The 16,039-nt window shown below is 74.5% G+C and carries 2 protein-coding genes; both read left to right on the top strand.

Annotation, left to right across the window (positions count from 1 at the left end; genetic code table 11):
• Positions 1–371: 371 nt before the first annotated feature.
• Positions 372–14,330: a non-ribosomal peptide synthetase/type I polyketide synthase gene (locus POF43_RS01190; protein WP_282704356.1), complete on the top strand. Its 13,959-nt coding sequence runs from the start codon at positions 372–374 to the stop codon at positions 14,328–14,330.
• A complete protein-coding gene (locus POF43_RS01195; RefSeq protein WP_271321879.1) occupies positions 14,327–15,865 on the top strand; it encodes a condensation domain-containing protein in 1,539 nt (512 codons plus the stop codon). Before POF43_RS01190 ends, POF43_RS01195 begins: the two co-directional genes overlap by 4 nt.
• The last annotated feature ends 174 nt before the right edge of the window (positions 15,866–16,039 follow it).

The raw sequence follows: 16,039 nt of genomic DNA on the forward strand, positions 1-16,039 counted from the left end.
ACCAAGCTTGGCGAGCTGTCACCCTTCCGCAACCCTCGTCCGCCCACGGCGCCCCGGTCGGCCTCGCCCGGCGGCATCGACGCCGGCCGCGCCGCTGCCGGCAAGCCCCGGTAACGGCCCGCCGATGCCCGCAGGCCCCGGCGCGACCGACCTGCCCGTCGCGCTCCGGGCGTTCCACCCCATTCATGGCCAACGGGCCTTCGAGGTCCCACATTTGGGGGTCGACGCCCCTTCCCCGGATGACGGGATGGCTGGACACTGGGGCCGATGTTCCAGGGGAGGCAGTTGCGGGTGGGACGTCACCCACCACTGCCGACCATCGCGGACACGGCGTCACCGGCACCGTCGCCCATCCACCACGAGTAGGTGAAATGGCCATCAGCGACTCGACCGTCCGACTCGAGGCACGTCTGCGGACCCTTCGCGACGTCGTTGACTGTGCGGTCCTCCCCGCGGGTGACGGTGCGTCGTCGCAGCTGCTGACCGTCTTCGTCGTACCCGGCGGGCAGGCGGACTTCGGCCGGCTCAAGCGCCGGCTCGCCGCCGCGGCGCTGGCGGAGGGAGCGCAGGTCCAGCCGGTGCTGGTCGACGATGTGCCGCGGTTGCCGAACGGCGGCGTGGACCGGGCGGCGCTCGACGCGATTCCGGTGGTCCCCGAGACGCTGCTGCGGCAGTACGCGCGCGGGTGGGGGAGCGGCTCCGCTGAGGTCGCCCTGGAGCCGGTGCCGCGGCAGCCCGGACGGCTCCACCTCGACGGGCTCGATCCCGAGCCGCCGGCCGACCCCGGACCCGCGCCGGCCGACGTGGACCCGCCCGACCCGGAGCCAGCGGACGGCCCACGGCCGCTCGCCCTGAGCAGCGGCCCCGACCTGGACATCGGCGCCGGCGAACCCCGGACGCTCCCCGAGGCACTGCTGCGTACCGCCGCGGATCGCCCGGATCGCGGACTGCACCTGGTGCTCGGCGCCGATCGCACCGTCTTCCTCAGCTACCGCACCCTGCTGGAGCGGGCCCGGCGCGTGCTCGGCGGCCTGCGGGCGGCCGGTGTGGTGCCCGGGGACCGCGTCATCCTCCAACTGCCGTCCCTGGAGCAGTACTTCCCGGCGCTGTGGGCCTGCCTGCTGGGCGGGGTACTGCCGGTCACCGTGGCCCACCCGCCGGACTACGCGTCCAGGGGCGCGGTCCTCGACAAGCTCTTCCACGCCTGGCGGACGCTGAAGGCACCGGTGGTGATCGGCTGCGGGACCGCCGTGGACGGTTTGCGGGAGATGGGGACGCTGTACGGCATGCCGGGGCTGCGGGTCCTGGACGCGGCGGAGCTGGAACGGGCGGCGCCGGTCGCGGAGCCGCACCGCGCCGAACCGGCGGACACCGCGTTGCTCCAGCTGTCCTCCGGCAGCACCGGGCACTCCAAGGTCATCCGGATCACCCATCGCGGGGTGCTGGAGTACACGGCCGGCGCGCGCGCCCAGGGCGTCGAACCGGACGATACGACCGTCAACTGGCTTCCGCTGGACCACGTCGGCGGCCTGCTGATGTTCCACCTGCGGGACACCGTCCTGGGATGCGCGGCCGTCCACGTTCCGACCGACCACGTCGTGGCCGATCCGCTGCTGTGGCTCGACCTGCTGGCGCGGTACCGGGCCGCCCACAGCTGGTCGCCGAACTTCGGCTTCAAACTGGTCGTCGAAGCGCTCCGGCAGCGGCCGGGCCGGCACTGGGACCTGTCCGCCGTCCGGTCGCTGATGAACGCCGGTGAGCAGTGCACCCTGCCCGTCGTGCGGGAATTCCTCGCCGCCACGGCCGCGTTCGGTATGACCGGCGACCGCGTCCTGTTCGCCTGGGGCATGGCCGAGACCTGCACGGCGATCAGCTACAAGCGGTTCGGCACGCCGAACACCGTCCACCGGGTACGCAAGTCCTCGCTGACCGGCGCGTTGCGGTGGGTGGGCGCGCAGGTGCCGGTCGCCGAGCGGACGACCTTCCTCAGCATGGGCGCACCCGCGCCCGGCGCCCGGTTCCGGATCTGCGACGAGGACGGCCGGATCCTGCCCGAGGGACACATCGGCAGGCTCCAGGTGGCCTCCGGCAGGGTGACCCCGGGCTACCTGGACGACCCGGCGGCCACCGCCGAGGCGTTGCGCGGCGACGGCTGGTTCGACACCGGCGACCTGGGGTTCCTCAAGGACGGTGAGGTGGCGGTCACCGGCCGTCGCAAGGAAGTCATCATCATCAACGGCACCCACTACTTCTGCCACGAGATCGAGCAGGTGGTCGGTTCCGTCGACGGCGTGACCCCGGGATCGGTGGCCGCGTGCGGAGTGCCGGCCCCCGGGACCGGCAGCGAGCAACTCGTGGTGTTCCACGTGCCGCGCGACGGCGCCGGCGGTGAAGCCGGCACGGTGCGGCGGGTGCGGGCCGAGCTGGCGCGCTGCTTCGAGCTGACCGGGGTGCTGGTGGTGCCGGTCGGCGCGGCGGACTTCCCCAGGACCACCAGCGGCAAGATCCAGCGCACCGCCATCCGCCGGCGCTACCTCGACGGTGACTTCGACGACCTCCTGCGCCGGCCGGCCCTGGCGGAAGGCACCTCCCGTACCGTGCCGGACGCGGTGCACCGTGCCGTCTGGGAGCCGCTTCCGCCGCGATCCGGTGGGGCCGTGCCCGTCGATCCGGCGCGCACGCTGGTGATCGCCGACCGCTCCGGCCTCGCCACGGCTCTGACGGGCGACGGTGGTCCGTTCGCGGCGGCCGTGGTCGTCTCCCACGGTGAACGGTACGGCGGCACGGTGCCGGGCCGTTACACCCTGGACTTCGGCGACCGCGACCATTGGGACCGCCTGTGGACAGACCTGGGCGCCCGGGCCCGTACCCCGTCGGTCCTGCTCCACCTGGCGGGATACGCCGGGCCGATCCCGCTGGACGTGCCCGCGGCCGAGCTCGACGCCGCGCTGACGCAGGCCGGCACCTCCCTGGTGCTCGCCGCGCAGGTCCATCGCGAGCACCGCGGGGACCGGCCCGCGTCCGTGGTGACGGTCAGCCGCGGCCTGCACCGGATCACCGGTCAGGAGCCGGTCGGCTGCACCGGTTCGCTCACCGCCGCCGTCGCGGCCGGTCTGGCCCTGGAATGGCCCGCGGCCCAGTTGCGCCACGTCGACCTGGCGGGCGGCGCGGCGCCGCAGGACGCGGCCGAACTCGCGGCGTACCTGGCTGCGCCGCCCGCCGAACCGGCCCCCGCGGTCGGCGCGGTGGAGACCGCGGTGCGCGGCGGAACGCCGTACCGCAGGCGCATGGTGAAGGTCGCCCCCGTCCCACCGGCGCACGGGGAGCTGGTCCAGCCGTTGTTCGCGCACGGCTCCTGCTACGTCGTCACCGGCGGACTGGGCGGGGTGGGGACCGAGGTGCTGTCGGGGCTGCTGCGGCGTTTCCGGCTGCGGCTGCTCGTCCTGGGGCGCACGGTGCTGCCCGACGGTCCCGCGGACCAGGTCCCGACCAGCGGCGCCGCCCGCTCCCTGAGCAGGCTCACCGGTGCGGGTGGGGACGTGCGCTACCGGTCGGTCGACGTCGGCGACGGTGCCGCGGTCGCCGCCGCCGTCGAGGAGGCCGAACGGGAGTGGGGCCGCCGGCTGGACGGGGTGTTGCACCTGGCGGGGGCCTACCTGCCGGGGCTGCTCGCCCAGCAGGAGCCGCAGCGCTGGCGGGACGCCCTGCGGGCCAAGGTGGTCGGGGCGCTGCGGCTGGCCGAACTCGTGCGGCGCCGGCCCGGCGCGCGCTTCGTGTCGTTCTCCTCCCTGCTGACCGTCGCCCCCGCCGTGGAGTCGGCCTCGTACGTCGCGGCGAATCGTTTCCTGGAATCCCTCCACGACCACCTGGAGGTGCTCGGCGTACCGGGGCACTGCCTCGCGTGGGGGCTGTGGAACGGCGTGGGCCTCAACCGCGACAACCCCTACGAGGAACTGGCGGTGCGCCGCGGCCTGCTGCGGCTGACCCCGGCGGAGGGCCGCCGCCTCGCCCGGGTGGTGCTGGCCCAGCCGCCCGGCTGCTACTTCGTGGGACTGGACGAGACCGCGCCCGCGCTCCGCGGCTTGGTACGACCGGACCGCCCCGCCGCGCTGGAACGCGTGGTCGCCCGCGGGGCCGGGGCCGGCGCCGCTGATCCGCCACCGCTGCTGGACCTGCGCGGCCGCGAGGTGGAGGTGACGGTGGCGGTGCCGGCCGAGCGGTCCGATGATCCGAAGGGAGCGTCCCCCGAGGCAGGCGTGCAGCCGCCCGCGCCGACCGTGCTCCCGCCTGCGGCCACCGGCACCCCGGTCATGGCGGCCGATCGCGCGGCGATACGCGCGTCGGTGCTGGCCGCTTTCGCCGAGGTGGCCGGTGACGAGGTGGACGAGCGGCGGCCGTTCTACGAGATCGGCCTCGGCTCGCTCCAGCTGATGCGGGCGCACGCCCTCCTTGAACGGGCACTGGAAAGAACGATTCCGCGCACCGCGCTCTTCCAGTACCCCACCGCCGCGGAACTCGCCGATCACCTCGCCCGGCACGCCGCGACCGCCCCCTCCCCGGCCGCCGCTGCACGGGCGGACGGCGCCGGGCCCGACCGCCGGATCGCGGTGATCGGCATGGCGGGGCGCTTCCCCGGGGCGCCGGACCTGGAGTCCTACTGGCGGCTCGTCGACACCGGGCAACTGGGCGTCCGCAGGTTCACCGCGCAGGAGTTGGCGGTCGCGGGGGTGCCCGAGCAGGAGCGTTCCCGGGCCGACCACGTCCCGGTGGGCGGGGCGCTGGACGGCACCGACCTGTTCGACGCGGCGTTCTTCGGCATCAGCGCCCGCGAGGCGGAGCTGATGGAACCCCAGCAACGGCTGCTGCTCCAGACCTGCCACCAGGTGCTGGAGGAGGGCGGCTGTCCGCAGGTCCCCGAGGAGACGCGCGTCGCGGTCTTCGCGGCGACGGGCATGACCCTCCACGCGCTGCGGACGTACCTGCTCGGCAACCTGGTGCCGACCCAGGACCTGACCGACCCGGTGACGGCGCTTCAGGTGGCCATCGGCAACCAGGCCGACTTCGCCGCCACCCGGGTGGCGTACCGGCTGGGGCTGCGCGGCCCGGCGATCGGGGTGCAGACCGCGTGCTCCAGCTCGCTGGTCGCCGTCCACCTCGCCATTCAGTCGCTGCTGTCGGGCGACGCCGACCTGGCACTGGCGGCAGCGGCGGCCGTCCACGTCCCGCAGCGCACCGGGTACCGCCATGTGCCCGGGTCGATCCTGTCCCGTACCGGCGCCTGCCGCCCCTTCGACGCCGCCGCCGACGGGACCCTGGGCGGCAACGGGGTGGCGGCCGTCCTGCTCAAACGCCTCGACCGGGCCCTGGCGGACGGCGACACCGTGCACGCCGTACTGCTGGGCTCCGCGGTCAACAACGACGGCGCCGCGAAGGTCGGCTTCACCGCGCCCGGGGTCGCCGGCCAGCACCGGGTGATCGCCCAGGCCCTGCGGACCGCCGGGGTCTCCGCGGACACCATCGGCTACGTCGAGGCGCACGGCACCGGGACGGAACTGGGCGACCCGATCGAGTTCCAGGCGCTCACCCAGGCGTTCCGGGAGGGTTCCGACCGCCGGGGCTACTGCGCCCTGGGGTCGGTCAAGGCCAACATCGGGCACCTGGACACCGCGGCCGGGATGGCGGGCCTGATCAAGGCGGTGCTGGCGCTGCGCCACCGCCGCATACCGCCCCTCGCCGGGTTCCGCACGCCCAACCCGGCGCTGGAGGTCGACACCAGCCCCTTCTACCTGCCGGCCCGCGGCCGCTCCTGGGAGAGCGGGGACGCGCCGCGCCGGGCCGGCGTCAGCGCGCTCGGCGTCGGCGGCACCAACGCGCACGTGATCCTGGAGGAGGCCCCGCAGCCTCCCGCCCACGGCCGCTCGGCGGGGACCTCCGCCGCCGGCCCGGGGCTGCTTCTGCTGTCCGCCCGTACCCCTCAGGCCCTGGCCGAGCTCGCCGCGGCCTACCGGGACCGGCTGCGCGCCGAACCCGCACCGCGGCCCGCGGACGCGTTCGCCACGGCCGCCCTGCGGCGCACCCACCACGAGGAGCGGCTGGTCGTCCTGGGCGGTACGGCGGGAGAACTGGCGGGCTCCCTGGAGCGGTTCCTCGCCGCGCCCGCGGACGCTCCCGCCGACCCCCGTTCGCCCTGGGCCCGCGGCACCGTCTCCCGTACCGGGGCCGGACCCGTGGTGTTCCTGCATGCCGGGCAGGGCACCCAGCGCCGCGGCATGGCCGGCGGGCTGTACCGGCGTTTCCCGGTGTTCCGGGAGGTGGTGGACGAGTGCGAGCAGCTGCACCGGGACGTGTGGGGCGCGGGTCTGCACGAGTGGCTGCTCGCCGAGGACACCGCGGCGCCGGCGAAGGAGTGGACGACGGACCTCGCCCAGCCGGCGCTGTTCGCCTTCGAGGTGGCGCTGGGCCGGCTCTGGGAGTCGTGGGGCGTGCGCCCGGACTACGTCGCGGGCCACAGCGTCGGCGAGTACGCGGCGTTCTGCGCGGCCGGGGCCCTGTCGGTGGCGGACGGCCTGTATCTGACGGCGGTGCGCGGCCAGTTGCTGCAACAGCGGTGCCGGCCGGGGGCGATGGCGGCGGTCCTGGCCGACCGGGACACCGCGGAACGGGCCGCCGAGGGCCTGGCCGGCGTCGAGGTCGCGGTGGTCAACGGCGAGCGCAGCCACGTGCTGGCCGGGCCCGGGGAGAACCTGGCCGAGGCCGTCCGGCGACTGGAGGCGGCAGGCTGTTCGGTGCGCCGGCTGCCGGGCGACCGCGCCTTCCACTGCTCGCTGGTGGACCCCGCGCTGGACGAGTTGCGGACCCACGTGGACCAGGTGAGCCTGCGGCCACTGAAGGTGCCGATGGTCAGCAACCTGGGCGGTGCGGTGCTGCCGGCCGGTCAGGCGCCCGACCCCGGCTACTTCGTCCGCCAGGCACGCGAGACCGCCGACTTCGCGGCGGTGCTCGACCGGCTCCCGGCGCTGGGCACCGAAGTACACCTCGAGATCGGACCGGACCGGACGCTCACGTCGATCGGTCGCAGAGCGCGGCCCGCCTCGACCTGGACGGCCTCGCAGCCGCGCGGCGAGGCGGGCCCGGCCGGCGTGCTGCGGGCCGCCGCCGGCCTGCACTGCCGCGGGATCGCGCTGGACTGGCACGGCCTCGCGCTCCCCGACGACCCGGGCCGCCACACCGCGCTGCCCACCTACCCCTTCCACCGCACGTCCCACTGGATCAGCGCCGACGCGGGCGTGCCGTCGGCCGGAGGTTCCGCGATGACCAACGAGAGCCCGGACGTGCTGACGACGAAGATCCTCCAGGAAGTACGTGAGTTGACGGCCGGTCAACTCTCGATGGACGTCGCCGAGGTGACGCCGCAGGCCGCCTTCTTCGACCTCGGCGCCGACTCGCTCCTGCTGATCAACATGATCCGGCGCCTGGAGAAGGCGTTCGGGGTGCGCATCTCCATGCGGGAGCTGTTCGAGGACGCCGACACCCCCGAACTGCTGAGCGTGCTGATCGCCGAGCGGATCAGCCCGGAACGCGCCGCGGCGTTGGGCGGGCCCGCGCGGACACCTGGGCCGGCGCCGACCTCTGAGCCGGTGCCGATGGCTGGCGCGGGGGCCGCACCGGTCGCGGCCGGCGAAGCGGCGTCGGCGCCGGCAGTGGTACCGGCACCGTTCCCGGCATCCGCACCGGCGGCGACCCCGACGCATGCGCCCGCGCCGGCACCCGTATCGGCAGAGGCAGAGGCAGCGACACCGGCAGCGGCATCCTTCCCGCCCCCGGCACCCGCCCTGTCCCCGGTCCCGGCGACCGCGCCCGCTCCCGCTCCCGCCGCGCCCGGGCCGGCCGGGGCGACCTCGGAAACGGGCCGCCTGGTGGAGCGCCAACTCGAACTCGTCGATGGCTTCGTCCAACTGATGCGTGACCAGTTGACGCTGCTGGGCCGCACCCCCGCGCCGGCGGACGCCGCACCGATCCCGGCGGCGCCCGTAGCGGCCCCTGCCCCCGCACCGGCGGAGGCCGCGTCAACCCCGGCGCCCGCGCCCGCCCCGGTGGCCGCCGTCCCTCCGCCCGCCCCGACACCGCCCACCGCCGCCCCCGCGCCGGCTCCCAGGCCGGCGCCGGCGCCGGTGGCCGCCACGCCTGCCCCGGCTCCCGCCCACACGCCCACGCCAGCGTCGGCACCGGCGGACGCCCACGGCCCCCGGGTGAGCGTCCCCCGGGGTTCCGGCATGGCGGCCGGGGCGTTGACCGCGTCCCAGCAGGCCCATGTGGCAGACCTGACGCGGCGGTTGACCGAACGTACGGCGGGCTCCAAGGCGCTCACTCAGCGCTACCGCGGTGTGCTCGCCGACAGCCGGGCGGTGGTCGGCTTCCGCAGCGCGACGAAGGAGATGCACTACCCGCTGGCCGCCCGGAGCGCGTTCGGTGCCCACCTGGAGGACACCGACGGCAACCGCTATGTCGACATCACCATGGGCTTCGGGGTGCTGCTCCTCGGCCACGAGCCGCCGTTCGTCACCGAGGCCGTGCGGCGTTACCTGGCCGGCGGGATGCGGCTCGGTCCGCGCAACGAGGAGACCGGCCGGGCCGCACACCTGCTGGCGGACATCACCGGCTTCGAACGGGTGGCGTTCGCCAACTCCGGCACCGAGGCCAACTCGGCCGCGATCCGGCTGGCACGCGCCGCGACCGGCCGTGACACGGTGGTGGTGTTCGACGGCTCGTACCACGGCCACGCGGACAACGTCCTCGGCCGCGCGGTGGTGGAGGACGGCCGCCGGCAGACCATCCCGGTCTCCTCCGGTATCCCCGGGCACGCCGTGGCCGACCTGGTCGTCCTCGACTACGGGGCGCCGCAGTCGCTCGCGGAGATCGAGCGGATCGCGGACCGGGTGGCCGCCGTGGTCGTCGAACCCGTCCAGAGCCGCCATCCCGGTCTCCAGCCGGGGGAGTTCCTGCGTTCCCTGCGCGAGGTGACCCAGCGGCACGGCATCGTGCTGTTCTTCGACGAGATGCTGACCGGCTTCCGCCCGCATCTGCGCGGCGCACAGGGCGTGTTCGGCGTCACCCCGGACCTGGCCACCTATGGCAAGGCCATCGGCGGCGGCTACCCGATCGGCGCGATCGCGGGGAGCGCCGACATCATGGACGGCGTCGACGGCGGTTTCTGGAGGTACGGCGACGACAGCCACCCCCCGCGCGACACCACCTTCTTCGGCGGCACGTACATCCAGCACCCGCTGGCCATGGTCGCCGCCGAAGCCGTGCTCAGCCACCTCAAGGAGCAGGGCCCGCAGCTCCAGGAGCGCCTGAACGCGACTACCGAGCACCTGGTCGGCACCCTCAACCGGTTCTTCGCCGACGAGGAGTTCCCGGTGCGGATCGCGCACTTCGGCTCCCAGTTCCGCTTCGAGTACCGGGGCAACCTCGAACTGTTCTTCCACCACCTGCTGCTGCGCGGGGTGTACGTGTGGGAGTGGCGCAACTTCTTCCTGTCCACCGCGCACACCGGGCAGGACGTGGAGTTCCTCGTCCACGCCGTCAAGAACGCGCTGTGGGACATGCGCCGCGGCGGCTTCCTCCCGGCCCCCGGAACGCCCCGACCTGTCCCGCCGTACGCCGACCGACTCCCCGTACCGGCCCCGCCGCCCGCTCCGGCTCCGGCCCCCGAACCCGCCCCGGCTCCGCTCCCGCGGTCCCGGCCGGTCGAGGACCGTACGATCGCGCACCCGCAGCCCTCACCGCAGCCCTCCGCCGCCCGGCCCCGCGCCGCCGGTTCGCCCGACTTCAGCCTGTACTTCTTCGGCGACTACCCCCACCAGGGCGATGAGGCGGACAAGTACCGGATCGTCCTGGAGGGCGCCCGCTTCGCCGACCGGCACGGCTTCCACGCGGTGTGGCTGCCCGAGCGCCACTTTCACTCGTTCGGCGGTGTCTTCCCCAACCCCGCCGTGCTGGGGGCCGCGCTCGCCCAGGAGACCAGCGGCATCCGCATCAACGCCGGCTGCGTCGTCCTGCCGCTGCACAACCCCATCCGCGTCGCCGAGGAGTGGTCGGTCATCGACAACCTCTCCGGCGGCCGGGTGGGCATCGGCTGCGCCAGCGGGTGGCACCCCGACGACTTCGTCCTCCAACCGGACAACTACGGCCGGCACAAGCAGGTGATGTACGAACACCTGGACACCGTGCGGCAGTTGTGGCGCGGCGATGCGGTGGCCGGCCGCAACGGGCACGGTGACGAGACCGGGGTGCGGCTCTTCCCGCGCCCGGTCCAGCGGATGCCGCCGTTCTACACCGCGATCGTCGGCAACCCGGACAGCTACCGCGAGGCCGCCCGCCACGACATCGGCGTCATCACCAACCTGATGACGCAGTCGGTGGAGGACCTGGCCGGCAACATCGCGCTGTACCGCTCGGAGCGTGCCGCCGCCGGCCTCGACCCGGCGGCCGGGCGCGTCGTGGTCCTGGTGCACAGCTACCTCGGCGACGACCTGGAACGGGTACGGGCCGAGGCACTGCCCGCCTTCAGCCGCTACATGCGCTCCTCCCTCTCGCTGTTCGGCCAGGTCGGCAACAGCCTCGGCATGGAGATCGACTACGACAACACCCCCGAGGACGACCTGGAGTTCCTGCTGGAGAGCGCCTACGAACGCTACTGCCGCTCCCGCGCCCTGATCGGCACCCCGGACAGCGCCGCCCCGGTGGTGGACGCGCTGCTGCGAGCCGGTGTGGACGAGATCGCCTTCTTCGTCGACTTCGGCGTCACCCCCGAGCAGGCCGCCGCCGGACTGCCCCACCTCGACCGACTGCGCCGGCGCTACCAGGAACCCGCCGATCCCGCCGATCCCGTTGCCGATCCCGCTGAACGCGCCGATCCCGCTGAACGCGCCGCCGGGTCCGTCGCATCAGCCGAACCAACCGGATCCATCGGATCAGCCGGATCCATCGGATCAGCCGGACCCGCCGCCGTTCCGCAGGCGCGGACCGAGGCGGAGCCGCCGGGTGAGCCGCTGACCTTCGCCCAGCAGCGCCTGTGGTTCCTCGACCGGCTCCACCCCGGCAACACCTCCTACAACGAGTGCACGGCGGTGCGGCTGGAAGGCCCGTTGGACGTCGCCGCGCTGACCACCGCCGTACGGCGTGCGGTCGAACGCCATCCGGCGCTGCGCACGGTGTTCCGGGAGACGGGCGGACAGGCCCGCCGGGTGGTGCTCGACGCGCCGTTCGACGGGCCCGAACTGCTCCACCTCGGCGGGCAGGACGAGGACGAGGCACTGGCCCGGGTGGTGGGGGAGGAGAACACCCACCGGTTCGACCTGGCGCACGGGCCGCTGCTGCGCACCCGGCTGCTGTCCTTCGCCCCGAAGCGGCACATCCTGGTGCTGACCGCGCACCACATCGTCTTCGACAGCGTCTCGGCCGCGGTCCTCACCCATGACCTCAACGAGCTGTACGCCGCGGCCCGCGAGAGCCGCCCGGACCGGTTGCCGGTGCGTTCCGGCGGCGGTGCCGGGCACGCCGAGCGGGAGCGGCGGGCCGCCGACAGCGAACAGGGACGCCTCAGCCTCGACCACTGGCGGCAGCGGCTGGCCGGTGCCCCGCCGGCCCTGGAACTGCCCGCCGACCGGCCCCGGCCCCCGGTGCCCAGCGGCCGTGGCGCCTCCGTCCACCGCACGCTCGACGCCCAACTCACCACGTCGGTCCGCGACTTCGCACGCCGCCGGCGCGCCACCGCGTTCATGGTGCTGCTGACCGCCTTCTACGCCACCCTCCAGCGCCTCACCGGCTGCCACGACCTCGTCGTGGGCACTCCGGTGGCGAATCGCCCGGCCGGCACGGAGGAGGAGGTCGGCTTCTTCGTCAACACCCTCGCGCTGCGCACCGACCTCAGCGGGGACCCGTCGTTCGAGGAGGCGCTGCGCACGGTCCGCACGACCGCCCTGGACGCCTACGATCACCAGGAACTGCCGTTCGAGAGGCTGGTGCGCGAGCTGAACCCGCCGCGCGATCCTTCCCGGTCCCCGATCGTGCAGGTGGTCATGGTGCACGACAGCGAGTCCCCGCTGGGACTGGAACTGCCCGGTGTCCGCGCCACGGTCCTCGATCTCCCCACCCGGAAGGCGCCGTTCGACCTCGCGCTGTTCCTCATCGACCTCGACGACGGACTGCGGTGCCGCGTCGAGTACAGCACCGACCTGTTCGAGGAGGGGACCGCGCGCCGGTTCCTGGAGTACTTCGCGCAGACGCTGACCGCCGGGGTGGGGGAGCCGGGCCGGCGCCTGTCGGAACTCACCGGACTCACTGGCGCCGACCGGGAGTTGCTCGCCCGCACCGAGTGCGCCGCCCCCTACGGTGACCGGCCCGACGCGCCCCGGCCGGGCGAGCCGGTGCACCTGCGGGTGGCCCGCCGGGCCGCGGCCGAGCCGGACGCGGTCGCGGTGGCGCAGGACGGTACGACGCTCACCTACCGGCAGTTGGACGAACGCGCGGCCGTGCTGGCCGGCCGGCTGCGCGAGTTGGGCTGCGGACGCGGCGGCGTCGTCGGTGTCCTGCTGCCGCGCGGCCCCGAACTCGCCGTCGCCGCACTGGCGGTGGTCCGCACCGGTGCGGCGTACCTGCCGTTGGACCCGGCGCACCCGCAGGACCGGCTGGCCTTCATGCTGACGGAGAGCACGGCGTCGGTGCTGATCACCACGCCCCCGCACACCGCGGTCCCGGTCACGGGGATCACGGTGCTCGACGTGAACGGCGCCGGTGAGGATGCTTCGGCGCCGGGCCCGGCGCCCGTGGACGCGGACGAGGTGAACGGTGAGGGCGATGTTCCGGCGTCGGAGGCGGCCCCCGTGGACGGCGGCGCCGGGACCCCGCACCCGGCCCCCGTGGACGCCGGCGCCGGCCCGGACGACCTGATCTGCGTTCTCTACACCTCGGGTTCGACCGGCCGGCCCAAGGGCGTCGAGATCCGGCACGGCGCGATGGCGAACCTGGTCGACTGGCACCACCGGGAGTTCGGCACCGGGCCGTCCGACCGGGCGAGCTGGATCTCCAGCCCCGGCTTCGACGCCTGCGCGCTGGAGTTGTGGGCCCACCTCGCCGCAGGGGCGAGCCTGCATCCCGTGCCCGATCCCGTGCGCGCCTCCCCGGAGCCGCTGCGCGACTGGCTGCTCGCCGAGCGCGTCTCCAGCTCCTTCTTCACCACGCCGCTCGCCGAACTGCTGCTGGCCGTGGAATGGCCCGCCGACGCCCCGCTGCGGCTGGTGCTCACCGGTGGCGACCGGCTGCGCGGCTGGCGGCCGGCGGGAGCGCCGTTCCGCCTGGTCAACCTGTACGGTCCGACGGAGAACACCGTCGCGTCGACCTGGTCCGAGGTGCCCGAGCAGAACGGCCGGGCGGGGATGCCGCCGATCGGACGACCGGTCCCCGGCACCGGCGCCCTCGTCCTCGACGCGGCGCTGCGCCCGGTGCCGGTGGGCGCTGTCGGCGAACTGTACGTCAGCGGCGCGCACTTGGCGGCCGGGTACGTCGACCGGCCCGGGCTGATGGCGGAGCGCTTCCTCACCGACCCCGCCGGGCGGATCGCCGGGAGCCTGTACCGCACCGGCGACCTGGCCAGGCGCCGCAACGACGGTGAGCTGGAGTTCATCGCCCGCGCGGACCGGCAGGTGAAGATCCGCGGGCACCGCGTCGAACCCGGCGAGGCGGAAGCGGCCCTGCTGCGCGTAGCGTCGGTGCGCGACGCCGCCGTGATCGCCCGCACCGATCACGGCGACCAGCCCTACCTGGCCGGCTACGCCGTCCTCGACGACGACGTGCCGCAGGGCGGTGCCGAGCGGGCCGCGCGCGAGCGGCTCACCGCAGAACTCGCCCGGTGGCTGCCGGACTACCTCGTCCCGCGTGCCTGGGTCTTCCTCGACGCCCTGCCGAAGAGCGCCAACGGCAAGGTCGACCGGTCGGCGCTTCCCCGCCCCGACTTCTCCTCGGACGCCGCCGACGCACCGCCCGCGACCGCGCTGGAGCAGCGGCTGCACGACCTGTGGGCGGCCGAACTCGCAGTGGAGCGGATCGCGGTCGAACGCTCCTTCTTCGAACTGGGCGGCCACTCGCTGAACGCGGTCCGCCTGCTGAACCGGATACGGGCCGAACTGGGCGTCGAACTGGCGGCGTTGGACTTCTACCGGGCCCCCACGATCCGGGCCACCGCCGCACACCTGGCGGCAGCCGAACCCGTTGCCGCCGCGTCCGCGTCCGCGCCCGCCTCCGAGGACCGGGTGAGGGGATCGCTGTGAGGAACGACAGCCGCGGCGGTGCGATCGGTACCGAACCGCCGGCCGACCTCGTCGAACTCATCGGTGACGTACGGGCGTTGGACATCCGCCTCAGCCAGGTGGACGGCAGCCTGCGCTACGACGCCCCGCCGAACGCCGTCGGCGACGATCTGCTGGCACGGCTGCGGCAGCACAAACCCGCCCTGCTGGCATGGCTCGCGGACGGTCCGGTCGTGGAGAGCAGCGGCCCGGCGACCTACTCCCAGCGGCGCATGCACGCCCAGTGCCTGGCCAGCGCGGCACCTGCCGGATTCAACGTGGCCCAGCGCATCGCGATCACCGGTGCGCTGGACGTGGACGCCCTGCGCCGGGCCGTGACCGCGTCGACCGGGCGGCAGAGCGCCCTGCGCAGCCGCCTCGTGGCGTACGGCCGTGAACTCGTCCAGGAGGTGATGCCGGTCGCACCGGTCGGGCTGCCCCTCACCGACCTGCGCGAACTGCCGCCCGGCGAGCGGTCGCGGACCACCGCCGACCACCTGCGGCGTCACGCGGCGGAACCCTTCGACCTGGCCGTGGCACCGCTGCTGCGTACCGTCCTGCTCCGCCAGGGCGAGCAGGAATGGGTCCTGCTCCTGGTGGTCCACCACATCGTCGTCGACGGGTGGGGGCTGGACGTGCTGTTGCGTGAGCTGGGCCGGTTCTACCGGGCCGCGGTGCGCGTACCCGGACCCCGGTTGCCGACCGAGGCGGAAGCCGGGCTGGTACCGCTCGCCGTCACCTACGCCGACGTCGGCCGCTGGCAGCGCGAACACCTGTCCGGAACGCGACGGGACCAGCTGCGGGCCTACTGGCGCGCGGCGCTGGCGGACGCGCCGATGAGCCTGGCCCTGCCCTACGACCGTCCCCGCCCGCAGCGGCTGTCCGGCCGCGGAGGACACGTGTCGGTGCGGATTCCGCAGGAGCTGACGGCCGAGGTGGACGCGCTGGCGAGGGAGTGCGGCGCCACGTCCTTCACCGTGCTGCTGAGCGCCTTCGGCAACCTGCTGACCCGGCTGACCGGCCAGCGGGAGACCGTCATCGCGTGCAACATCGCCGGCCGCGTACGCCGCGAGCACGAGGCGGTCGTCGGCGCCTTCACCAACAACGTCGCCCTGCGCCTGGGCCGGGGAGCGGGCGGCACCTTCGCCGAGGCGGTCCAGGAGACGTCGCGCACGTTCTTCGGCGCGCTCGACCACCAGGAATACCCGCTCTCCCTGGTCCTGGCCGACCGGGCGGGGCTCGAACCGGCCGGCGTGCCGCCGTTCCCCCAGGTGGTCGTGGTCATGCAGACGCAGGGCGCACCCGTGCTGGAACTGCCGGGGCTGGTGACGCGGGTCCAGGACATCGTCCTCGACACCACCACCACCGACCTCTTCCTGATCCTGACGCCGGACCCCGACGGCATCGAGGTCCTGCTGGCCTTCTCCACGGACCTGTTCGACACCGCCACGATGGAACGCTGGGCCACCGCGTACGTCGAGTCGCTGTCCCAGGCGGTCAGCCCGCGCACGTCGTAGCCGCCGGGGAACCGCGGCCGGGCCCGTGCGGCGGTGGGAGCCCGCACCCCGCCGCCGACCGGCACCGCCCGCCCCGCCCGCCGGAACCGGGACGGACGGCGCACGGTCAACAGCTCGGTGAGCGCGGCCCGTTGAGCCGATGGCGCCGGCGCGAACGGCTCGACGCCCACCGGT

The organism is Streptantibioticus silvisoli (genome assembly GCF_027947535.2).
Lineage (GTDB): Bacteria > Actinomycetota > Actinomycetes > Streptomycetales > Streptomycetaceae > Streptantibioticus_C > Streptantibioticus_C silvisoli.

What these genes read in the sequence shown, in the direction of transcription:
- POF43_RS01190 (WP_282704356.1), top strand. Translation starts at nt 372, where the DNA reads ATGGCCATCAGCGACTCGACCGTCCGACTCGAGGCACGTCTGCGGACC.